The following is a 22,669-nucleotide window of genomic DNA, read 5'->3' as shown; positions in this document are numbered from 1 at the left end:
AAAGACTATGAAAAAAAATCTCCGCATGCTCTGCTATAGTTGGGTGGCACTGCTTTTCGGCAGCTGTTCCAAGACGGACTACCTGGATACTGATGCCGGAAACAGGCCCCCGCTAACTGCCAACATCCGTTTTGTCAATGCCCGTACAGCGGATGTAGGCATTCACGCCTGGACCTTCACCCAGCAGGTAACAACTACTCCTGTGGCCCGGAACACGGCATCGCCTTATCTGACCACTACCTTCGGTAATGTGCAGATCAATATTACAGAAGGTAACAGCACGGGCTACAAAGCCTCCCGGCAGTTTGGCAACAGTGCTACCTACAGCGCCGCCGGAGGGCCCAATGGTCCGATTGCCGGTTACTACCATACGGTGTTTGCCGCGCCGGCACGTCAGGATCCGGCAAAAGATACCCTCATCCTCTTTTACGACGACCTCACCGCTCCGCCTCCCGGCCAGGCTAAACTACGTTTCGTACACCTGGCTTCCGGCGTACCGGAACTACGGGTACGGCTACTGGAAAAAGAGCCAACGTTGTTGCATGATCGCATTGCCTATGGTCAGGCCGGCGGCAGTACCTTAACAGGGAGCCGCTGGCAGCTGGGTCCGTTCATTAACGTCAACGCAGGTACGTTGTCGCTGGCAGTCACCCTGGCCAAAGACAATACACCCTGGCCCATTGCACAGGATGCCCTCTCCCACCTGGAGCTGGAAAGCGGTAAAATTTATACAGTATTTTTATATGGAACAGTCGGGGCAACCGGGGCGGCTGTTATCAAACATTAACTCATTCCGGGGAAAACAAGCGGCCGCAGGGTATAACAGGTGTAAACGAACCATCTTCGTGAAAACCTGTTGTGCCCTACGGCCGTTTTAATGATATCAGAATCTTACGCTGCCACCCAGGGTGATCCACCTGCCGGGCATCGGCACCGCAGCGGCTTCAATATAGGTTACATCCAACAGGTTGTTGGCATCGGCATATATCTGATAACGGGAACGCTTATACGCAACACGGGCATCTACCACCATATAATCCGTATAGCTTACCCGCATATTATACCTGGCGGAAGCCGACAGGCTGAAATGCTGCAGGAAGGCCACCTGTGCGGTACCAGTCACCTGATGTTTCAGGCTTTCTATTACATACCGTGATATCTTATGCTCCATAACAGCGGATCCTTTAAACTCAGGCGACAGGTAGTTATATCCTGCGTTGACGCCAAAGCTGTTAAAGAAACCACGGGGCTGTAATACGGTGTTATAGCCTGCGTTGAAGGTCAGACCCGTTACATTCGTCTGGTTCAGGTTATGTGGCTGCCAGGGAACAGTAGCCGGATTAGGAATGCCGGCAGTATCTTTCACATAGTCAATAAAATCACTTACCTGTCTGAAAAATGCACTGGCGGTAAAAGAGAAATGTCCGCTATACCGGCGGATACCCGCTTCGGCGTAAGTAGCTCTTTCCGGTCCCAGCTGATCGTTGCCGAGGATGGCCGGGCTCTTATAATAAAGATCTGTATAGGTGGGTAACCGCTGGGCAGTTCCTACATTGGCAAACAGTTTCAGGTCCGGGGTGATATTGAAACCGATGTCGGCGCCCGGGAAAAACTGCCAGCCATAAAAAGAGTTATAATTGAGATAACCACCGATGGTATAGGTCAGGCGGCGGTCTGCCTTGCTTTTATATTCTGCAAACAAGCCCAGGTTGGTTCTGTTATGATCGCCCAGGTTAGAACTGTTGATATGCTCAAAACGTGCTTCCAGTCCGGCGCCGAAAGTACCGATCCGGGTATCAATGGTGTTGTTCCATTCTGCATCCAGTACCTGTGTATGGTGCTTATTGCGGAATTTATCGGGGGTTTGTTTGATGTACAGGTAATCATCAAATGTATAGCGGTAGCTGATACGCGGCGTCATCACCCAATGGGGATTGATACGACGGGTATGGCTCACGGCCGCCAGTACTGTTTTAATGGTTTCCTCTGATTCCTTATCACCAGGCGGTGCATAAAAACCATTGGCGCCGTAGTTATTGCTCACAAACCCAGCCATCACCTGATATTGCTGGTTGGTATCCTTACGGAAGCCGCCCTCATAAAACGCCCGGAAGTTATCGTAGTCGGTATTATATCTATAACCATTCCCCTGGTTGCGTTCCAGGGATACCGTATGGCTGTTGTTATTTTTCACCAGCGATCCGGTAAGACCGGTACTGACGCCACCATACATATTCCGCTCATCATTCAACGCAAAGTTGCTGCCACCGCTGGCCCGCAGGGTCAGCTCCGTTTCGGTAGCCTTACGGGTTACAATGTTAATGGCGCCGTTCAGCGCATTGATACCATATACCCTGGCTGCAGCCCCCCGCAGTACTTCAATATGATCTACATCCTGCAGCGATACCGGCAGGTTCATCATATTATGGCCGGTTTGCGGATCGGTGATTTTAACGCCATTGAGCAGAATCAGGGTCTGGTCGAAGGTACCACCATCAATACCAATATCAGCCTGTACGCCACCAGGACCACGCTGCCGCACATCCAGCCCGGGAATAAAGGCCAGTACCTGGTTGATGGAAGTAACCGCCATGGCAGCAATCTGTTTGCTGCTGATGATGGTGATATTGCGGTTGGCCGCCTTCAAGGGCGCCGCCAGCCGGTTTTCCTGAATAATGATTTCATCGAGATGACGAGTGGAGGTAACCGTGTCTGGCCGTTGCTGGGCAACGGCGGCAGTACCGAAGCTCAGGCCCGCGAGTATAAGGATACTATTATAGCTAATAGCTGCACGCATAGTGATCATAATTGTTGAAAGTCCGCAAAGGTACATATTATATCCTTCTCTCCGCCATCTGGCAGCGGCAGCTATATTTTATCCGTATGCGGGACGCAGTTAATCCAGGTAATTTTGTCTTGTCAGGTATCCCTTATTTTTTGTTACCCCCTCGCCCTTTTTCCCGTAGCAGACAGGGATAATACTGCACAACGTAATACAGACAGGCGATGCCGGCATCATACAGCCAGGCACAGATACATCACCGAGACCCAAAAGACCCGACCCACATTTTCGATTACCTCTTTCTAAAATCCATCTTGCATGAAAGTTAAGTTTTACCTATTCCGCAAAGCAGGCTACCTCCTGTTATGCTGCCTGTTATTATGCGCTATGAAAACCCATGCGCAGGTATATGCCAATACGCAGACCAATGGCGTCACCGGCCTGTGCCTGCTTTGCAATGTCAGTACGCCTGACAATCCTGTCAATAACAGCAGCCTGGATGATTATTCCGCGTTTAATGTACCGGCAGGCCTGCTGGGTATCAGCATTTATCAAACGCTGATTTTCCCTGCTGCCAGCAGTACCGGCTGCGATTCCCTTGTGGTGGGCATTGGTACCGGAGATGCCTTGCTATCACTGAATATCCTGGCAGGGGTTACCATATAAACCTTTAATGGCGCCGTGGCCAATAATGACCTGCGGGTCATTGACAGCAGCGGCTTACGTTTACTACAAAACAACAGTCGTGGGGAAATACTGCTAAGACCTGCCCAGCAGTTTGACCGGGTGAAAATAACCCTGAACAGCAGTCTGCTGGGTTTACTGACTACCTTCCGGCTGTATTATGCCTGGTACAAACCACGTATACCCGTTCCTGTTACGGCAGACAGCACAGCGGTATGCGCGGGAGGTACTACTACCCTTACCGCAGATGGCGGCCCTAATGCCATCATACGCTGGTACGATGCACCAACAGGCGGTACCCTGCTGGCCACCGGCAGCAACTTTGCCATTAAACCTGCTGTAACCACCACCTATTACGTGACCGCTACCGTAAACGGTTGCACCAGTGCCCGTAAAGCTGTGAAGGTCACCGTACAGGCCAAACCGGTCAATCCTGTTTACACCCTACCCGAGGAGATCACCTGTGGCAATACCACCTTCACAGTCAGCAACTACCAGCCAGGCACCAGCTACCAGGTGCACGTGAAGTATACCGGTATTGGCGGACTGAATAAAGACACCAGTTATACCGTTACCAGTAGTCCGCTCATCACGATAAAAGATATTGCTTACTACTTCAATGCCAATGTACGGGTAGGCTTACAGGCTATCAGTAACATCACCGGCTGTAAGTCCGATACCATCTTCCAGTCTTTGGTACAAGGCGGACATGCCACCTACGTGAGGGTACCGGCCAGCAGTGTGACCATCTGTAAAGGAGACAGCACCACTCTCACCGCCTTTCTGCAGGACAATCCGGTAGACAGCGTAGCCCTGATCCGCTGGTATGATGCCCCGATACAGGGACGGTTATTATTTACCGGTCACCGGTTTAAAGTAGCGCCGGCCACGACTACTACCTACTATGTTACGGCTGCATTCCAATGTGAAAACCCGATACGTACACCGGTAAAAGTGATCGTCACAAAATTGCCGGACCCCGTTTATACCGTACCACAGGGCATCGTATGTGGCACGCAGCAATTCCCCCTACTCAATCATCAGGCAGGATTCAACTACCGGGTGAAAGTGGTATACAGTTCCTTCAGCGGGCCCTATTATGACACCACTTATCTGGTCGTCAATAAAAATTTCATCCTCAAACCGGCATTTTATCCCGCCACACCGGCGAATGTAAATATATATGTGCAGGCTATTGATCCGGCGAGCGGCTGCCGGTCAGACACCGTAAAAAAGAGTTATAATGAGGGCGCCTATTCCGTATCACCCACAGTGGGCGCAGACAGTACATCGATTTGCAGGGGCGACACCGCCACGCTGTATGCCTTCCAACCTTTTTATACCCTTGCTGAAATACGGTGGTACGATGCACCTACAGGTGGTAACCTGTTGTATACCGGTAAATATTTCAAGGTGAGTCCGGCTGCTACGCAAACCTATTATGCCGCATCGGCCTTTGAATGCGAGCACCCGCAACGTAAACCGGTAAACGTGAAAGTAATTGCCTGCAGCGGGCCACAGCCAGCACCGCAAACCAAGTCCTATTTGATACCACAGGACGTATTCCCCAATCCAACAGCAGGTCAGGTCTATTTTTCCTTCCATAAAAATCTGACCAATAAGCTGGTGTTGGTATACGACCGGAATGGTAAACTGGTACAACAGGAGAGATTACGCACGAACAACTTTTATCTGCAGCCACAATTACCGGATGGTATTTACTTCATCAAAGTAATGGATCCGCAAACCGGCGAAAGCAGTTCCACTAAAATCATCCTCCAACGTTAACAATAAACATCACATCAACAGCAGGGATCCGGGCAAAAATAAGGTGCCCGGATCCCTGCTGTTTATACCGGTTTATTCTTTCAGGTATTGATCGAGTGCTTCTTCAAACTGGTAAGGATTCTGGTAATAGATCCGGCCTTTTTTATCTACCAGTACAATGCTGGCATAATGCTCCATGAACCGGGACCACTTTTCTTCATCTTTACCAGCGGTTTCACCCTGCAATCCCTTTAGCTGCGGGAAACGGTCAAACAGTTTGCGCCACGCGCCGGAAAAGGCCCCTTTTGTGATATAGGCATACTGTATCCGGTTGCCATAACGTTTCTCCACCCATTCCAGGAAAGCCAGGTCGCTGACGCTGGGTTCATAGCCATTCCAGAGATAGATAAACATCACTTTTCCTTTCTGCGCAGTCAGCTGCCAGGGATGTTGTTGCCGGTCTGTCAGCGTCATATCAGGCAGTTTGTTTTCCTGGGCATAACTGCCGGCGATCATGAAGAAAAAAAAGATAACAAAAAGTAGTCGTTTTTTCATAGTCTCTGATACATTAACATTGCCTGTTCTGCCAGGCGTCATAGGTTATTTCAAACTTCTGCTCACCGGTTTCCAGGATGCCGCAGGGTTTCCAGCCGGTAAGGGTATAAAATTTTTCTGCACGGGTGCCTTTGCCGGTACCGAGCCACAACGGGGCGGCAGACCGGGTAAAATGCCAGTGGAGCATTGCTGTCTGTAAGGTTTTGCCAACGCCCTGCCCTTCAAAAGCCGGATCTACAAATAAGGCCCAGATATTATTCCTGTGCGTATCAATGATGGCAAATCCAATAATTGCATGCATAGTGGCGGCCACCCAGCCTTTACCATCGGTGGTCAGGTACCTGATATAATCTGCTTCTGTAACCAGACTGGTATTTACCAGCCTGTTCTCTTTTACGGCTAAACGTACCCGGAATAAACCGGGAATATCCGCCAGGGTTGCTTCTCTGTAAATCATCGTAATAGGGTTAAACGGATTTCCATATCCGGCAGAAATGAAGATACAATAAAGCCAACAACCTCAGACAGGCGTAATCATTTAATTTGGTCTACAATCTGCCGGCATAAACGGGTGAAAGTGATCAGGTCGGGTTTGGATAATGCCTGTTGTATGTTTGCCGACATATTTTTTCGCAGATGGGTGGCATTTTTCACCAGCTTCATTCCCTTGGGGGTAATCCGATGAAAATAGTGACGGCGATCGTCCTTATCCCGCACCTGGAGTACGTATTTTTTTTCCAGCAATTTTTTCATGTGCCGGGAAACAGCCGGCGGAGAAATATGAAATCCTTTTGCCAGCATGCTGGTCGTGCATGGTCCGTTACGGATAATAAAATCCAGCATATTGTATTGTGTGGCACTGATGCCATCTATACTCAGCCGGTTTACTTCGGCCATTATCAGGCACTGAAATTCAGTATATACCGCTTCGAATGCCGGGTTGGATTTATCAGCCATTGGTCAGACAATTATCGTTAACTTTGTTAACCATTTACACCTTTAACCATCAGCATGGTTATGCAAACTCAAAAGTAATGAAACATCCTAAAAATGCCATCATTATCAAGGGAGCGCGGGAAAACAACCTGAAAAATATCTCCGTAACCATTCCGAAAGAAGTCATTACCATCTTCACGGGTGTGTCGGGTTCCGGTAAATCGTCGCTGGTATTTGATACCATTGCAGCCGAATCTCAACGGCAGTTAAATGAAACCTTTCCGGCCTTTGCCAGACACCGGCTACCACATTACGGACAACCGGATGCAGATCTCATACAACAACTATCCGCCGCCATCATCGTAGACCAGCAGCGGCTCGGCGGCAATGCCCGCTCTACCGTAGGTACCATTACAGATATCTACACCCTGCTCCGTTTATTGTATTCCCGTGCCGGGAAGCCCTTTGCCGGTTATGCCACGGCTTTCTCCTTCAACCATCCGGATGGCATGTGTCCTACCTGCGAAGGCCTGGGTACCGTTGCACAGCCGGATGTAGACCTGTTGCTGGATAAAAACCGTTCGCTCAACACAGGCGCCATTCGTTTTCCCACCTTTGCCCCGGGAGGCTGGCGCTGGAAAAGATATGTACACTCCGGCCTGTTTGACAACGATAAACTGCTGAAAAATTATACGCCGGAAGAATGGCAGCTGCTGGTATATCAGGAGGAATTCCGGCTGCCCAACCCAGCCCCGGAATGGCCGCCCACCAGCTTGTACGAAGGCGTGCTGCCCCGTTTTATACGCAGTTATATCGCCAAAGAATCCAAAGAAACCAAGGGCAAATACAAGGCCGCCTTTGACCAGGTAATAGGCCGCGGCCCCTGCCCTGATTGCCATGGCGCCCGGCTACGCCCGGAAATACTGGCCTGCCGGATCAACGGCTATCATATTGCCGACTGTACCTCCTGGCAAATCAATGACCTGGCCGATTTCATCCACACCGTCCGGGATCCGGTAGCACATACGATTACCGCCGCCATTACGGAACGGCTGGAACACCTGATGGGCATTGGTTTAGGCTACCTTACCCTCAGCCGGGAAACGGCTACGCTTTCCGGTGGCGAATCCCAGCGGGTAAAGATGGTACGTCACCTCGGGAGCAGCCTGACAGGTATGACCTACATCTTCGACGAACCCAGCATCGGGATGCATCCCCGGGATGTACATCAGCTCAATAAACTGCTTCGGCAGCTGCGGGATAAAGGGAATACCGTACTCGTAGTAGAGCATGATCCGGATGTTATTGCCATCGCCGATCATATCATTGATATGGGGCCCGGCGCAGGTACCCAGGGCGGGCAGATTGTATACCAGGGCAGCCTGGAAGGACTCCGGAAGGCACACACCCTCACCGGTACCCATCTTGCCCGTAAAATGGCCTTAAAAAGCACCCCACGCAAGCCTGCCGGCAACCTGTTGATCGAAAATGCCTCCCTGCATAACCTGAAACAGGTCACCGTACGTATACCCACCGGCGTACTCACCGTGGTAACCGGCGTAGCCGGTTCCGGCAAGAGCAGCCTGATTAATGGGGTACTCCCCCGCCATTATCCCACCGCCATCTGCATCGATCAGGGCGCCATTACCGGTTCCAGGCGTTCCAATCCGGCTACCTATACCGGTATAGCAGACCCGTTACGTGAGTTGTTTGCACAGGAAAACAAGGTATCGGCATCTTTATTCAGTGCCAACTCCAAAGGCGCCTGCCCCACTTGCCGGGGCCTGGGTCATACCTACACTGATCTCGCCTTTATGGATCCTGTGGTGAGTATCTGCGAAACCTGTCAGGGACAGCGTTTTACACCGGAAGTATTACAGTATACCCTGCAGGGGAAAAATATCCATGAGATCTTACAGATGCCTGTAACAACCGCGCTGGACTTTTTTGAAACGCCGGTCATACACGACATACTGCAACGCCTATACGATGTAGGCTTAGGTTACCTCACCCTGGGGCAACCGCTCAGTACCCTCTCCGGCGGAGAAAGACAACGGATTAAACTGGCTACGGAACTGGAAAAAAGCGGGAATATTTATGTACTGGATGAACCTACTACCGGACTACATTTGTCTGATGTGGAAAAACTGATCATCTTATTAAACCGGCTCACTGACAATGGCAGCACAGTGATTGTTATTGAACATAACCTGCAGGTAATCAGTCAGGCAGACTGGATCATAGAAATGGGGCCGGGCGCTGGCCGTGATGGCGGGCAAGTGGTATTTGAAGGATTACCGGCGGGGTTAGTAAAACATAAAACAGCCGTTACCAGCACTTTCCTGAAAAAACAAATCAGCTGACAACAGCCTTAAAAATTACGCTTTCCCTGTCGATAAAAAACGACTGATAGCTGACTTTATCTTCCGGAAAAAAGCGTAATTTTTAACTTGTAATCATATCCCAAAAACAGGTAAATTGCGAACCAAAAAAGCTGTAAAATTAGCGCATTATGTCAACAGTCTCCAGTAAAAAAGAACAGATTATCAAATGGATAAAAAGGATCGGCTTCTGGGGCTTCCTTTTTTTCCTGGCTAAAGGCCTCGTATGGTTGGCCATTGGCTACTGGGTAATTAAAAAGTAACCTCAGAATACCGGATTAAAAGATTTTGTATGCACAATTTCCTGTACCGTAGCTGTTAACCCTTTATACACCGCGCGGTACACACTACCTCCCATACTGATCCGCTTCACACCGGCTTCCTGTAGTACCTCAAAAGATGGCAAACCATGCATAGACAACACATTCACAGGTAATGATGTAGCAGCAGTCACCTGCCGGATATCTTCGGGCTTTTTAATAAAAGGCACAAAAATACCGTCTGCACCCGCCTGCTCAAAAGCGTGAATACGCGCAAAAGTTTCCGGCAGGGGATCTGCTATATCCAGTAAAAAAGTATCTGTTCGTATGTTCAGAAAAAAATCCATGTTTTGCTGCACCAGATAGTTTTTGATGGTTTCCACCTTACGGCGGAAAATGTCTGTGGGAACCAGTTCCCGGGCAGCAGCGATGGAGTCTTCCAGATTAATACCCACCACTCCGATATTGTACAGGCGTTCTATATGCTGAATGACGGTGGCTACCTCTTTGCTGTAACCACTTTCAATATCCGCAGACAACGGTACCCGTACGTGCCGGGCTATTTTTTCAATGATAAAAAATAATTCATCAAAAGGAATATGCTCGCCGTCTTCATACCCGAGTGTATCGGCAATGGCAGAACTGGAAGTACCAATCGCCTTGATACCACTTTCTTCCAATATGCGGGCGCTGGCCACATTCCAGGCATTACCCAGTAAAAGCGGAGCGGACTCCTGATGCAGTTGTTTAAAAATGTTGTAGTTACTCATTGGATGATGATATTGAAATACTGTTAGCAATGATTTCCTCTGATGACAAACCAAACATAGGTGGTGTTTTCACCCCTATTATATTCAGATACAGGTAGAGCTGGGCCCTGTGATGTACTTCGTGTTCCACCATCGCACGCAACCATTTCCAGGTAGTAATCTGTATGTTGCCGGGCGTGGTACATTTTTGCTGCAGGTCTTCATCACGGAGCGAACGAAAGATCGTCAGCGATTGCGCATGCAGGGTATGAAAATATTGCATCACGGCTTCATAGCCATCGGCCAGCTCCTTACCACATCCGCTGTACACACAGGGGCGGCCGGCTACCGTTTCGGCATACATATAACGTTCTATTGCCGCCAGGTGCCGGATATGATCGGCAATGGTGAATTTGCCGGGCATATAGCTCCAATCCAGCTGGTCGGGCGGTACACATTGCAGTAAGCGGAGCGTTCGCGCGCGGATACTGCCATAATAATCCAGAAAAGAAGATATCGACGTGATTTCCATATTCAACGGGCTTTCATTAAGGTGACGAGGGCCGTGGCGACGTGTTTTTCCACGTCCTGCTGTACGGTATACAAATCAGCCTGACATACCGTAAGCGTACTGCCGGCTTTCAGGACTTTTCCGCTGGCCAGCAGCTTTTCTCCCTTTGCGGTATGCAGAAAGTTGATCTTGAATTCTACCGTCAGGAAACTGGTGTCCTGTGGCTGCATCGTAGCAGCAGCATAGCCGGCTGCCGTATCCGCCAGCGCCGCCAATACGCCGCCATGGAAAATACCGGAAGTACGCAACAGGGCTTCCATGGGCAGTACGCTGATTTCCATAAATCCGGGGGCAAGTCCCGATACCGTTGCGCCGTACAGTGTCATTAAACGCTGACGGGCAAAGCTTTCCAAGGTTCTTTGTTCAATAGCGGGCGATAGTTTTTCCATACGTGGTTTATAAAAACAGGAAATCGTTTACAGGTGAAAGGTACCGTTTATAATGGTCACAGCTTCGCCGCTCAGGAATACCCGCTCGTTATCCAGCACTACCTGCAGTTCTCCACCCCGGGCAGATGCCTGGTACGCCAGAAAATTATTTTTCTGCAACCGCTCTGCCCAGTAAGGCGCCAGGCTGCAATGTGCCGAACCCGTCACCGGATCTTCATCCACACCGATAGGCACGGCAAAAAAACGGGATACAAAATCATAGGCGCTATCAGGCGCCGCCTTGCCGGTGACCACGCACAATACGTCGCCCAGCAGTTCCCGGTCTGGTTTAAAAGCGGCTACCGCTTCACCGGAAGACAATTCCACGATATAACGGTCAAAGCTATACGCTGCATGCACATAGTCGTTGCCAAACAGCTGCTGTAAGTTAGCAGGTAATACCACAGGCTCGTTGCCTCGCGCCGGAAAATTCAGCGTAATACGGGAATCCTGTCTGATAGCCGTGAGCGGGCCACTCAGGGTATGAAAAGTAATGGGGGCAGCTGCAGGTACCCGCCCGCTTTCCCATAGTACATGGGCGCTGGCCAGGGTGGCATGTCCGCATAACGATACTTCCGCCACCGGCGTAAACCAGCGCAGCTGATAACCTGCTGCCAGCGGCAATATAAAAGCGGTTTCAGCGAGATTATTTTCTGCCGCAATATGTTGCAGCTGCTGATCGTCGGGCATACTTTCCAATAAGCACACAGCAGCAGGATTGCCTTTGAAAGGCTGGTTGGTAAAAGCGTCTACCTGAAAAAAAGGAATCTGCATTTTTATCGGTTTATATCTTATCAATCGTTCGTTACAAAAGTGCAACATTTACCCAGCGTAAAACAGTATCAATTTTGTTAATTCCAACCATATCAGTTGACAGCATGATAAATTAAATCCATCACACACAGCACGCCCGCTGGCTGTTTTAACCCATCCGTGATACTTGCTCCTGGTTTTATTTTATTTTAGGCAGATGAGGAGGAAAATAATATCCGCAATTTTATTACTGCTTTCATGCCAGTTGCATGCCCAGGAAAAAAGGGTGGCCATTACCATGGACGATGTTCCTTTTAATGCGATGCCGGCACATTATACGCTGCGTGAGATACAGGCCGCCAACCGTAAACTATTACGGCAGCTACTACAACAACAGACACCTGTTGCCGCTTTTATCAATGGATATGATAGCCTTGCCACCCGGCCGGCATTACGCCGCCAGCTGATACGCAGCTGGACCCGGCAGCCACTGGTTACACAGGGCAATCATACCCTGCATCACCGCAACTGTGCGGAGCTTTCGTTGCCACAATTTCAGGAAGAAGTAGCCGCCAATGACCGGATTATCCGGATGGCCAACGGCCACCAATCCGTTCCTTATTTCCGCTTTCCGTTTAATTCCCTGGGCAAAGACAGCCTGGAGCAGGCGGCCCGCCGGCATTACCTGCAGCAACTGGGTTATGATGCCGTTCCCTTTACCATAGAGAGCGCAGATTATGTATATAATGCGCTCTATACCGCCGCCATCCACCGGCATGACCAACCCGCTGCAGATAGCATCGCACAGGCATACCTGGATTTTACCCTGACGTCTTTTTCATTTTATGAAAAGCTGACACTGGAAATTTTCCACCGGCCCATCCCACATATCTACCTGTGTCATGCCAACCTGTTACACGCCGATCACTATACCGCTTTAATAGCCGCCCTCCGTGCAAGGGGATATCAGTTTATTTCGCTCGCTGCCGCCTTACAGGATCCGGTATATGCGTCACCGGTATATTACCATGGGGCGGCGGGGTTCTCGTGGCTGTTCCGCTGGATGCCAGATGCCGCACAACGCCGCCATTACCTGCAAACCAGCCCTGATCCGGATGCCCGTATTTACAAGGCCTATCAGGCACTCTAACCGGTAACAGACTCCCTCCCGGCCATTTTAAAAATATATTTTGTACTAATCAGTACAAAATATACCTTTACCCCGTCGAAACACAATGTTCCACTCAACAACGGCTGCGTGACCATTCAATCATCAGCTGAAGTGCGGTGTAATTTTGTACCATTTAGTACACAATAAAATAAAAATACCATGACAAACACTTCCACCTTTCCAACAGCTGTAACAAGCGCCCGTTTCAAAAGCATCCGGCTCGGTAATGTAGATATATTTTACCGCGAAGCGGGTGATCCTTCCCGGCCCGCCATCCTCCTGTTACATGGCTTTCCGGCTTCGTCTTATATGTACCGCAACCTGATCAATGACCTCGCAGCCAACTACTATGTGGTGGCGCCGGATTATCCGGGATTTGGACACAGCAGCAGTCCGGCACCGGATCAGTTTACCTACACATTCGACTACCTGGCTGGCCTCATGGAACAGTTCATGGATGCCATTGGCTTACAACAGGTGAGTTTATATATGCAGGATTATGGAGGCCCGATTGGTTTCCGCATCGCCAGCAAAAGACCGCAACAAATACAGGCGCTGCTGGTCCAAAATGCCAACGCTTATCTGGAAGGCCTGGCCCCACAGGTACAGCAGGCCCGTCAACTGATGGAAGCAGGCGATCTCACGGCCATCCGTTCCCTGGTACAACACATGCTTTCCTTCGACGATATCAAATCACAATACCTGCTGGAAGCAGCACATCCGGAAAAGATCAGCCCCGATGCCTGGACCATGGATCACTACTTCCTCAGCAGGCCTGGCTACCTCGAGATACAAACCATCCTGTTTGCCAACTACTACACTAACTTTAAGCAGTACGATAGCTGGCATGCCTACTTCAGACAATATCAGCCACCTGCCCTGATCATCTGGGGAAAGAATGACCGGATATTCCTGACACCTGGTGCAGAAGCCTTCCTGCGCGATTTACCCAATGCCTCCTTGCATATCCTGGATGCCGGACATTTTCTGCTGGAGGAAGAACATGGTACCGTGGCTACCCTGATTCATGATTTCCTTACCCAACAATTACCCTAAAAGAGCAACGACCTTTCCCTATCCCGGATATGCACTTTACGTATCCGGGATATCCTGTATAACATCCATTCCGGTGCCCTCCTGTAAAACAATTGAATAGTTGTAACTTCATACAGCAGTATTGCATTACTGCTCTTTACTGACTCCTTAAAAAAATGTTATGCTATCCACTGCACCTATTACCGTATACCTGCAGGCAACAGGTGGTAAATTTCTGGGACCACATGCTTTCCAACCTGAAAACATCACAGTCATTTTCACTTATGATGACAACAGCACAACTCCCTTATCATATGGCCCTCCGTTAGCAATTGCCAACGATGGATTCATTTCGGACAACTTCGTACCAGGCTGCTCTTCTTCGTGGCCCATCATTACACCGGCTGTCAACGGACAACCCACCAACGTTAATTACTTACAACCCACCACTTATACCATTGCGGCCACCGGCGATCTGGTACTTCCGGAAGTGGCACAAAGCGGTACACTTTCAGCCAGTATTCCCCTACCCTTTGGTGCGCCCTTGTTACTCACACAATCCTTGTTATTGCTTCCCCAACAAAGCGCTTTCCGGCTCATTATACCCGTACCCGGTTTGCTGGTAACCAACGGTAGCATTCAATCCGATGGCAGCATCTGTGTATATGTAACGATGATGTGTGGCTGCAAAATCACACAGGGACTTCCCACTTCCTATTGGCTACCGGAGGACTTTACCGTGAATGCCAACATCCTTTATGAAGATGGGACCACTACCACCTACGCGATGAGCCTTGACACCACTACCAATGATTCGTTGTTCTCGGTTGTTCCTGCAACTGATCCGGGCGTGAACATCAGCAACATTTTTTTCACCGCTCTGCAAAACAGCACAGGAAATTATGGCTATCTGCCATTGTATAACGATTGATCCTCCTGCGGCCAAACAGCCGGTCGGCCTGTTTTAGCAAAAAATGATACCGCTGCTTTGTGATCACATTTGTATCGCACACCGATTTTAAAAAATCATTGTTCCCTGCTTTTTACTTTTTTATTTTTTTTGGAAAATGTGGGAATTTTTATAACTTTAATAAATATTAATTTTCGTTCCTGATTTAACAGACAAAATGCAGTTATCTTCTTTCGATAAAATAAATTCACCGGGTTTTAATAACTGCACTGATTTAAATTTTGTTTGTCTCAAAACGACCTTTTTTATGAAAGTACCCACCGGCATTTCCCATAACGTTCACCTGAAAACATTATCCCGCGGGGTATTCAACAATATTATCCATACACTGTAATAACATTCACTTTATTATACTTACCCATTAAGTATCCTCAGCCTGCAAGTTTAATGCTTGCAGGCTTTTTCATATCTCCTTAAAGCGATCCTTTTTAATATCCATCATCATTGACCACCGGTCAATACTGTTTATAACAATCATACTTTCTGCGCTGCCATATACGCCTGCATTTTTCAGACAAGCCGATACGCACTTCACCACCAACAGCACACCAACTGATTCTATCCCATTCTATTACAGTTTGTATACGCTCCATTCAAGATGCTGTGATGTACTGCCGGATAACTCTAAGCGGCATCGCTATCTCTTTTCTTATTTTCTTCTGCACGCGGTAATCCTTTCCTGAATCAAATACATCAATACTTCCATAAAGCGCGTTGAAAAACAGCGAGGCAGCGGGTCATGGGGTTTGTCCATTTTATTACACAGTATACCATCCCGATCGCATATTTGCTGATAGAAAAATCTATTCGGGATGGTCCGGCTTACGGGGTTAACGATTCTTTGAAAGGTTCAGCCGATAAAATACACCTGCCTGTATACCCAACCACATTTTGATCGTTCGTTGATCTCCCCCCGTATAACTGGGCCCGATGTAATAAGGCGGTTTAAAGAAATGATACTTCCTGTCTGCGTCCCATTCTGACACATATGGCGCGGAAAGCATGCCATACCGGTAATAAATGGTGTGCATTAAATTAAAGGAAACTCCGAATTGAAAAACGAATGGCCCATTTGTCTTTTTCTCTGTCATAAAAGCCAGCTTATGTAATTCTATTTTCACCTTCCGGTCATAGATGCCGGCAGTATCAAATGATCGCTCCATGCGACCCGTAGTAGCCATTAACTGCAGCCGCCAGTCGTCTGACAAACGTATAGAGGTGCCGGCGCCATAACGGACAAAAGACAGCTGGAAATTAGTACTGTAATTGATGATCCCATATAATAAGGGAATGCCGGCCTGTAATTCAGGACTTACATAAAATGACTCTGATCCGGCCACCCCTGCTTTGATAAAAGGTTTCCGCCAGGCTCCTCTTGTGTTGATGGTGGTATGACGGTATGGGCCACCTTCCGGCCGTTTCAGGAAAGCAAAAATGGATTTTCTTTCGGTTGTTTTAAGAGCCGGCTTTTGTTGCAACGCCTGGTTATTTTTCTTCGCTGCCTGCTGCTGATCACTGGCAGTGGCAGCATCTACCGGCTCTTTATGTAACGTATCGCTGCCGAACGTAATCATCCGGTGTTTCCGCGATGAATCAGACAGAAAACCTCCCCGAAAACGAAAAGATGGCCAGGTAAGCCCCGCGTGCGCATACCCCAATCCTGCAAAGCCCCTGTATCTGGTATCGTCGCTGTTTCCGGTGAATGACCACCAACGATCACGTTCCCAGCCTGGCAGTGACCATTCCCATCCCGCCGTATTGCGAGGTGTATGCCGCCGGCCAAAAACGGGGACGCTATCCCAAAAACGATTCACACTATCCCTTCGCCGGCCGATAACCAGCACGCTATCCCAAAAACGGTTCACACTATCCCGGCGCCGGCCGATAGCCAGCACGCTATCCCGAAATGCGGGTATGCTATCCCGGCGTTTAACCAGTATCGGAATGGTATCTGCAACCGATATTATCAATACCGGTGTATCCGGACGTGTTATTGGTTGCATGGACGGGAGTGACCGGATCGTTGTTTTGCTGACCACAGGTAATACCTTATTTTTCACCACTGCGGGTGTAGGATTCCCGGCTGGTTTTACCGCCACCGGTATGGGCTGCCGGAGCGGCTGATCTACAAATACCACGTGGCTGCCAATCAGGGTATAACTACTACCCGTATACGTTTTTATCTCTTCCAGCAATTGCGATACCGATTGCCATTCTTTTTTTACATGAATGATCTTTGATGGCGGAAACTTTCGTGTGTTCACAGAAAACCGGACCCCTGTATGCCGGGTAATCTGCAACAGCAGCGAATCGAATCGGATATTAGCGGCAGCTGGCAGGATCTTTTTCTGCAGGCCGTTGTTTTGCTGTGCATAGGTGGGTAGCCCCCACGTCAATAATAATAGGCTTCCTGTTATGTAACTAGCTACATCCAGCACCAGTGATATACACCGTGTTGTTCTCAAATCTGCATTCAACGTTCAACGTAATTGATATAACGTCAAAGATATATCGCACAGATTTATTCTCAAAAAGACTACTCATGGTACAGCTGTTCAGTTTTTCATTTTCCAGCACCACATGAATGCCATAGGCTTTCTCCAACTGGATAATTATTTCTTTCAGCGTGGCATTTTCAAAGTTGAATACCCGTGTAGCGTAACCAATAGGATTGATGTCGAAACGCTGTATCAGGGAAAACTGCTCACTGGCAGCCTGGTATACGCCCCGCTGGCCGGCTTTCACGGTTAGCTGCCGACTGCCACGATACATCAGTACGGCGCCTGTTTTCACAGTTACTTCCACTCCATCTTTACTTTCCTTTACATTAAAGGAGGTGCCCAATACCTTCACGGCGATGGCGCCTGCCCGCACAATAAAAGGTTTGGTGGCGGATGCCGTTACATCAAACCATGCTTCGCCGGTCAGGTGTAAGGATCTTTCCTTGTGGTTAAAATCTGCCGGATAACTGATGCCGCCATAGCTGTTGACTACCACCAGTGATTGATCCGGCAAGGTATCACGCAACACGCCTGCTTTGGCATTCAGGCTGATGTAGGTGGTATCCGGCTGATGGGTTTTCACCAGAAAGAAAAAGGTCGCGGCGCCGATCAGCAATAACATGCCCGCTGCTACGCCCCACCAATACCGGTTGGGTTTTGCAATGGGTCTTCGCTGGATGGTCAGCTGCGGAAAATGCCGTTGGATTTCCAACAGGACTTTTTCTTTGTCCGGTAATATATGCCGGTGTTGTACCACCTCATACCAGATCGTACTTATCTGATCAAACAATAGCCGGTTAGCAGGATCTGCTGCCAGCCAGTCATCCACAGTGATTGCTTCTTCCGGAGATGCTTCGCCGGATAAATATTTTCCCAACAATTCAAAATCTTCCTGGTTATGACTAAGAGTGCTCATCTGTTTAAAATTATAAGCATCCGCTTTTGTATAGGGTGAAAAAAATAATCATTACTATCAGCAAGGGGGCCAGCTTTTCCCGTAGGATCTTCAATGCTTTTCCCATCTGCGCTTCCACGGTTTTCACAGATAGTCCCATGTCTGCGGCTATCTCTGCATACTTCATTTCCTCAAACCTGCTTTTGGAAAAGATCAGCCGGCATTGTGGCGGCAAAGTACCTATCAGCGCCAGAATCTGCCGGCTGGTTTCCTTGCTGATCAAAGGATTACCAGGGTCCCCCGTGTCCCCGTGCTGTGCGGTCATGTACCGTTCTTTTATCTTATCATGCCGTTTCATATTCAGACATTGATTATACACGGCTGTATACAAATAGGATTTTACCGACTGTTGTTCGTTCAGTAAAGTCTGTTTTTCCCACAGCCGGAGAAATACCGTCTGTACAGCATCTTTTGCATCATCGTTGTCTTTCAGCATTGTAAAGGCGTACCGGTGTAACCCTTCAAAATAGGTATGAAAGTATCTTTCCGCTGCCTCTGCCAGTTTATCCTGTTGTAAGTCCAATTTAAACGCGGTTACAGTTATTGCCATCAAGTTACGTAAATGATACACGTCAAAAATTAAATACCCTTATCTCTTTAAAAAAAAAATTTATACGATAAGGGTAAATGTTATTCCAGGTGTAACAGCTGATATCAATTCACCTATATGAAGCGACCACTCAGCAAACGCACCTGTACCTCCCTGCTGTTGCTGGCAGGGATGATATTATTGTACATCCCCGCCTGTAAAAAAGATCAGGAAGCAACTCCCGGCACCTCAACGCCCACACCTGCGCCAGGCGGCGATCCCGGACAGATACCGGCTGACCATACGCCACAGTTACCGGCAGTATTATATAATTATGTACATACCGGGCAGGAGATGCCGCCTTATCTGCAACAGTTTCTGCGTAACAATCCGGACATCGACAATACGCCCGACGACAACCCTATTACCAATACGGGCGCCACACTCGGCCGGGTACTATTCTATGATAAACTATTATCTGTCAACAATAAAACCGCCTGTGCATCCTGTCATCATCAGGATAAAGCCTTTACAGACGGCGTCGCATTTTCCGAAGGCTTCGATGGCCGGCTTACCCGCCGTAATTCCATGTCGCTCGTGAATGTGCGTTTTTTCAAAGACAAAAACATGTTCTGGGATATGCGGGCGGCCAACCTGGAAACACAGACGCTGATGCCGATCCTGGATCATTTAGAAATGGGGATGCCTGATTTACCGGCGCTGGAGCAAAAGCTGGGCGCTACCACCTACTACCCTGGTTTATTCCGCGCTGCTTTTGGTTCACCGGCTGTTACTGCCGATAAAATCAGCCGTGCCTTGTCTCAGTTTCTCCGGAGTATTGTTTCGTTTCGTTCCGCCTATGATGAAGGCGTGGCCAATAACTTTGCAGCCTTCACAGCCGAAGAAAACAGGGGCAGACGTTTACTCAGCGTCAACTTCTGTACAGAATGCCACAGTGATCTGGCCAATGCTACCTTCGGCCAGACGCCCTCTTACCTGATCGTGGATAATTCCGGCAGAAACAGGGGCTTCGGTTCCAACAACGGACTGGAAACCAACTACACAGATAAAGGCATCGGTGAAATCACGCACCTGCCGGAAGACCAGGGTACCTTCAAAATTCCGTCGCTGAGAAATGTGGAGCTGACCGCTCCCTATATGCACGATGGCCGGTTTGCCACCCTGGATGCTACGCTGGAACACTATTCCACAGGTGTGAAACAAAATCCGAACATCGGCATACAGCTGGGCGGATTATCCAGTGGCGGTATTCATTTAAGTGCGCAGGATAAAAAAGATATCATCGCCTTTCTGAAAACATTAACAGATCATCAGATGACGAAAGATCCGCGGTATGCCAATCCTTTCAAGGATTAAATACCGTCATCCACCAGGGCCTGCAAACAGCTGCCGGTCCTGGTGGGTATGACGCACTAACAATTCGTGGGCTCTGTTTCGCAGAAAGTACAGCGGGTATAAAAGGTAAATTTCACAGCACCCTGTTGTACAGGCGTAAGGGAGACATTTAATCCGGAGATCCTGCGTTTACCCAGGTTCAGTTTTTTGGGAGATGCTTTTTTCATAACATTTAACTTTTGAGAGATAGAAAAAATATACAGGTTAACGGAATATAACGGGGAAGTATTATAAAAGATAGACCAAAATACCGGAATCACCAACAACCTCCTGCAGCGCCGGCGGGTTATTTTTTTTTATTTCAGTTACTTTTTGCTGTTGCGTAGGGGGAAATCATTATTCGCGTGTCATTAATATGGCGCCTACATCTGATTTCTGTTTGACAATGATATTAAATTGTAATTATATGAAGAGGCAATATCTGTTCGTCACCCTACTACTGTTTACTGTTATCACAGCCGTACACGCGCATACTGTTACCGGTTCCGATTTTAAACTGGTGAAGCAGGACCCTTCCGTTTCACTGTATGAACGCTGGCTCCCGGATGCTGCCGGCAATTCCGTTCGGGAAATCAAGGCTACCTTTTTCGCAAAATCCGGTATCAGTGCTATCTCCCAGCTATTGATCGATCAGCAGCAGGGACCTGTCTGGAATTCACATGCCAAAGCTTACCGGATCATGCCGGGCGACAACAGCAACAGCTGGATCACCTATATTAAATATAATATCCCCTGGCCTTTCGGCGATCAGGATTGTTATCTGCTGCACCAGCTCCGTAAAAACAATAACAGTGACAAATCAGGGGAGATCACTTTTGAAAGTGTCATCAACAACAAGTTCCCTGTTTACAACAACGTCACCCGTATCTGCGGTACCCGCGGTAAATGGGTGGTAGAAGAACAAAGCAATGGCCTGGTAAAAATCAGTTACTTCATCTCCTCCGACCGGAGTGCCAAAGTGCCCAGATGGGTAGCGGATCCGATTATCAGAAACAATCTTTTCACAACGATGACGACGTTTAAGCACATATTGGATAGTAAAGCCTGATCAACGCACCTACACTGTATTACGCCGAAAAATATTCAACGCTATCATCACAGCGCCGGTAATTATTATATGTCTGCCCACCGGTAGCTGTCATCATTTATATTAACGCTATAGGGCATCCTAAAAAAGTATTGCATGATTATTAAAGCAAACCTTGTCATGTACAAGGATGACACCGGCATGTCTGTTGTGTACTGCCCGGAGATTAATGTGTTTGCCAGAGGTCAGCTGATCAGAGATGCTAAATTATCTTTTCTGGCTATTTACCCTTTTGCACTCAATACGCACCAACAAAGCAACTATATCAAAACACATCTGTTGCAAACGGCCAACTGGCAGGTGCTGGATGAACAACTGGTACCTCCCGCCTACAATACCCTGGAGGCTACCCAGGCGCTCTATGAACACCTCGAAAAAGAAATTCCGGTACTCGGTGTCAAAAAGATAGAGATCGTGGTACCCATTACTACTGCCAACTGATCCCTCCATGGGATTGCGCATGTGTGTGGCAGGTCAACGGGTATCCTTTCCTGAAAAACCTGCTGCCGCATGTGTCATACTGCCGGCTAATTGCGTACCTTCATTGGACCCGCTAAAACCATATCCATATGTCTTCCACGCCCGTGATCGTTGCATATACTTATCAGGCGCCCATTCAAAAAGTATGGGAAGCCCTCACCGATGCTGCCCGCATGAAAGCCTGGTATTTTGATATCGCCGACTTCCGGCCGGAACCGGGGTTCAAGTTCGGATTTGTGGTCACCAATGAAGGAAAAATATATGATCATCGCTGTGAAGTACTGGAAGCCACCGCTCCCAACAAGCTAACCTACAGCTGGCGATATGAGGGATATCCCGGTTTATCTGTAGTGACGTTTGCGTTGCAGGCCCTCACCGCTGAGACCACGCAGTTACGCCTCACGCACAGCGGCCTGGATACCTTTCCTGCCGACCAGCCGGCATTTAGTGCAGCCAGCTTTACGGCAGGGTGGCAGCATATTCTGGGAACATCGCTGGCGGATTATGTAATAACAGGTGCTTAATATACAGGCCAGACTACCTGCGGGTGTGAATGAATACAGGTAACACTATCATATAACGGGAAAGGGTACACGTACTGTACCCTTTGTTGATACCGGCCCCGTATCCAAAAAATATGGCGAACAGCGGCAGCAGGC

Annotated in this window: 24 protein-coding genes; 12 read left to right on the top strand and 12 right to left on the bottom strand. The window is 48.6% G+C overall.

From position 1 onward, the window contains the following. Positions 1–7 precede the first annotated feature (7 nt). Positions 8–787, top strand: a complete 780-nt coding sequence (locus OL444_RS17550) for a DUF4397 domain-containing protein (protein ID WP_264731051.1) — start codon at positions 8–10, stop codon at positions 785–787. A 96-nt stretch (positions 788–883) separates the two neighbouring features. Here the strand turns inward: OL444_RS17550 and OL444_RS17545 are convergent, their stop codons facing one another. Then, positions 884–2,797, bottom strand: a complete 1,914-nt coding sequence (locus tag OL444_RS17545; RefSeq protein WP_264731053.1) for a TonB-dependent receptor plug domain-containing protein — start codon at positions 2,795–2,797, stop codon at positions 884–886. A 303-nt stretch (positions 2,798–3,100) separates the two neighbouring features. On the opposite strand from OL444_RS17545, the gene OL444_RS17540 reads away from it, so the two are divergent. Together OL444_RS17540 and OL444_RS17535 are read left to right on the top strand one after the other, a co-directional pair. After that, the gene (locus OL444_RS17540; RefSeq protein ID WP_264731055.1) at positions 3,101–3,448 is read left to right on the top strand and encodes a hypothetical protein; all 348 of its coding nucleotides are present in this window, start codon (positions 3,101–3,103) and stop codon (positions 3,446–3,448) included. 15 nt (positions 3,449–3,463) lie between these two features. Continuing rightward, complete coding sequence (locus OL444_RS17535) at positions 3,464–5,254, top strand: Ig-like domain-containing protein (protein ID WP_264731057.1); 1,791 nt, start codon at positions 3,464–3,466, stop codon at positions 5,252–5,254. A 72-nt stretch (positions 5,255–5,326) separates the two neighbouring features. Here the strand turns inward: OL444_RS17535 and OL444_RS17530 are convergent, their stop codons facing one another. From OL444_RS17530 to OL444_RS17520, 3 genes are all read right to left on the bottom strand, one after another. Further along, the gene (locus OL444_RS17530; RefSeq protein ID WP_264731060.1) at positions 5,327–5,788 is read right to left on the bottom strand and encodes a TlpA family protein disulfide reductase; all 462 of its coding nucleotides are present in this window, start codon (positions 5,786–5,788) and stop codon (positions 5,327–5,329) included. A 13-nt stretch (positions 5,789–5,801) separates the two neighbouring features. Next, a complete protein-coding gene (locus OL444_RS17525; protein WP_264731062.1) occupies positions 5,802–6,245 on the bottom strand; it encodes a GNAT family N-acetyltransferase in 444 nt (147 codons plus the stop codon). Positions 6,246–6,322: 77 nt separating this feature from the next. Beyond that, positions 6,323–6,745, bottom strand: coding sequence for a MarR family winged helix-turn-helix transcriptional regulator (locus OL444_RS17520; RefSeq protein WP_264731065.1), 423 nt, complete (start codon positions 6,743–6,745; stop codon positions 6,323–6,325). A 77-nt stretch (positions 6,746–6,822) separates the two neighbouring features. Between OL444_RS17520 and OL444_RS17515 the strand changes: the two genes are divergently transcribed. Together OL444_RS17515 and OL444_RS17510 are read left to right on the top strand one after the other, a co-directional pair. After that, positions 6,823–9,087, top strand: a complete 2,265-nt coding sequence (locus OL444_RS17515; RefSeq protein ID WP_264731068.1) for an ATP-binding cassette domain-containing protein — start codon at positions 6,823–6,825, stop codon at positions 9,085–9,087. 149 nt (positions 9,088–9,236) lie between these two features. Continuing rightward, positions 9,237–9,368, top strand: a complete 132-nt coding sequence (locus tag OL444_RS17510) for an alanyl-tRNA synthetase (protein ID WP_264731070.1) — start codon at positions 9,237–9,239, stop codon at positions 9,366–9,368. A gap of 2 nt (positions 9,369–9,370) precedes the next feature. Here OL444_RS17510 and OL444_RS17505 read toward each other — a convergent pair whose 3' ends face one another. From OL444_RS17505 to OL444_RS17490, 4 genes are read right to left on the bottom strand one after another with little or no spacing between them, the layout of a single operon-like run. After that, the gene (locus tag OL444_RS17505; protein WP_264731072.1) at positions 9,371–10,135 is read right to left on the bottom strand and encodes an isocitrate lyase/PEP mutase family protein; all 765 of its coding nucleotides are present in this window, start codon (positions 10,133–10,135) and stop codon (positions 9,371–9,373) included. Then, positions 10,128–10,646 carry a DinB family protein gene (locus tag OL444_RS17500; RefSeq protein WP_264731074.1) on the bottom strand — a complete coding sequence of 173 codons (519 nt, stop codon included), beginning with the start codon at positions 10,644–10,646 and terminating at the stop codon, positions 10,128–10,130. The genes OL444_RS17505 and OL444_RS17500 overlap by 8 nt, the downstream gene beginning before the upstream one ends. A gap of 2 nt (positions 10,647–10,648) precedes the next feature. Next, positions 10,649–11,074, bottom strand: a complete 426-nt coding sequence (locus OL444_RS17495) for a PaaI family thioesterase (protein WP_264731076.1) — start codon at positions 11,072–11,074, stop codon at positions 10,649–10,651. Positions 11,075–11,101: 27 nt separating this feature from the next. Continuing rightward, on the bottom strand, positions 11,102–11,887 hold the full coding sequence (locus tag OL444_RS17490; RefSeq protein ID WP_264731078.1) for a PhzF family phenazine biosynthesis protein: 786 nt from the start codon (positions 11,885–11,887) through the stop codon (positions 11,102–11,104). Positions 11,888–12,083: 196 nt separating this feature from the next. Here OL444_RS17490 and OL444_RS17485 point away from each other — a divergent pair, with 196 nt between their 5' ends. The 3 genes from OL444_RS17485 to OL444_RS17475 all read left to right on the top strand — a co-directional run bounded on the left by OL444_RS17485 (position 12,084) and on the right by OL444_RS17475 (position 15,003). After that, the gene (locus tag OL444_RS17485; RefSeq protein WP_264731080.1) at positions 12,084–13,016 is read left to right on the top strand and encodes a polysaccharide deacetylase family protein; all 933 of its coding nucleotides are present in this window, start codon (positions 12,084–12,086) and stop codon (positions 13,014–13,016) included. 180 nt (positions 13,017–13,196) lie between these two features. Further along, the gene (locus OL444_RS17480) at positions 13,197–14,093 is read left to right on the top strand and encodes an alpha/beta fold hydrolase (protein WP_264731082.1); all 897 of its coding nucleotides are present in this window, start codon (positions 13,197–13,199) and stop codon (positions 14,091–14,093) included. A 160-nt stretch (positions 14,094–14,253) separates the two neighbouring features. After that, positions 14,254–15,003 (top strand): hypothetical protein, encoded by a 750-nt coding sequence (locus OL444_RS17475; protein WP_264731084.1) that lies wholly within the window; start codon positions 14,254–14,256, stop codon positions 15,001–15,003. Positions 15,004–15,872: 869 nt separating this feature from the next. Here OL444_RS17475 and OL444_RS17470 read toward each other — a convergent pair. Genes OL444_RS17470 through OL444_RS17460 form a run of 3 tightly spaced genes read right to left on the bottom strand, consistent with a single transcriptional unit; the run spans position 15,873 to position 19,021 of the window. After that, entirely contained in the window at positions 15,873–17,507 is a 1,635-nt protein-coding gene (locus OL444_RS17470) for a hypothetical protein (protein ID WP_264731086.1), read from the bottom strand. Then, the gene (locus OL444_RS17465; protein WP_264731088.1) at positions 17,464–18,459 is read right to left on the bottom strand and encodes a FecR domain-containing protein; all 996 of its coding nucleotides are present in this window, start codon (positions 18,457–18,459) and stop codon (positions 17,464–17,466) included. The genes OL444_RS17470 and OL444_RS17465 overlap by 44 nt, the downstream gene beginning before the upstream one ends. Before the next feature lie 10 nt (positions 18,460–18,469). Continuing rightward, entirely contained in the window at positions 18,470–19,021 is a 552-nt protein-coding gene (locus OL444_RS17460) for an RNA polymerase sigma-70 factor (protein ID WP_264731089.1), read from the bottom strand. 144 nt (positions 19,022–19,165) lie between these two features. Here OL444_RS17460 and OL444_RS17455 point away from each other — a divergent pair, with 144 nt between their 5' ends. After that, positions 19,166–20,404, top strand: a complete 1,239-nt coding sequence (locus OL444_RS17455; RefSeq protein ID WP_264731091.1) for a cytochrome-c peroxidase — start codon at positions 19,166–19,168, stop codon at positions 20,402–20,404. Between the two features lie 56 nt (positions 20,405–20,460). Here the strand turns inward: OL444_RS17455 and OL444_RS17450 are convergent, their stop codons facing one another. After that, positions 20,461–20,610 carry a hypothetical protein gene (locus OL444_RS17450; protein ID WP_264731093.1) on the bottom strand — a complete coding sequence of 50 codons (150 nt, stop codon included), beginning with the start codon at positions 20,608–20,610 and terminating at the stop codon, positions 20,461–20,463. A 239-nt stretch (positions 20,611–20,849) separates the two neighbouring features. Between OL444_RS17450 and OL444_RS17445 the strand changes: the two genes are divergently transcribed. The 3 genes from OL444_RS17445 to OL444_RS17435 all read left to right on the top strand — a co-directional run bounded on the left by OL444_RS17445 (position 20,850) and on the right by OL444_RS17435 (position 22,534). Next, complete coding sequence (locus OL444_RS17445) at positions 20,850–21,491, top strand: SRPBCC family protein (RefSeq protein ID WP_264731095.1); 642 nt, start codon at positions 20,850–20,852, stop codon at positions 21,489–21,491. A 135-nt stretch (positions 21,492–21,626) separates the two neighbouring features. Continuing rightward, a complete protein-coding gene (locus OL444_RS17440) occupies positions 21,627–21,971 on the top strand; it encodes a hypothetical protein (protein ID WP_264731097.1) in 345 nt (114 codons plus the stop codon). 128 nt (positions 21,972–22,099) lie between these two features. Then, positions 22,100–22,534 carry an SRPBCC family protein gene (locus OL444_RS17435; protein WP_264731099.1) on the top strand — a complete coding sequence of 145 codons (435 nt, stop codon included), beginning with the start codon at positions 22,100–22,102 and terminating at the stop codon, positions 22,532–22,534. The last annotated feature ends 135 nt before the right edge of the window (positions 22,535–22,669 follow it).

It is taken from the genome of Chitinophaga nivalis, from assembly GCF_025989125.1.
GTDB classification, from domain to species: Bacteria; Bacteroidota; Bacteroidia; order Chitinophagales; family Chitinophagaceae; genus Chitinophaga; species Chitinophaga nivalis.
Note: the sequence above shows the minus strand (reverse complement) of the source record. Positions and strands in the feature narration are given on the sequence as shown.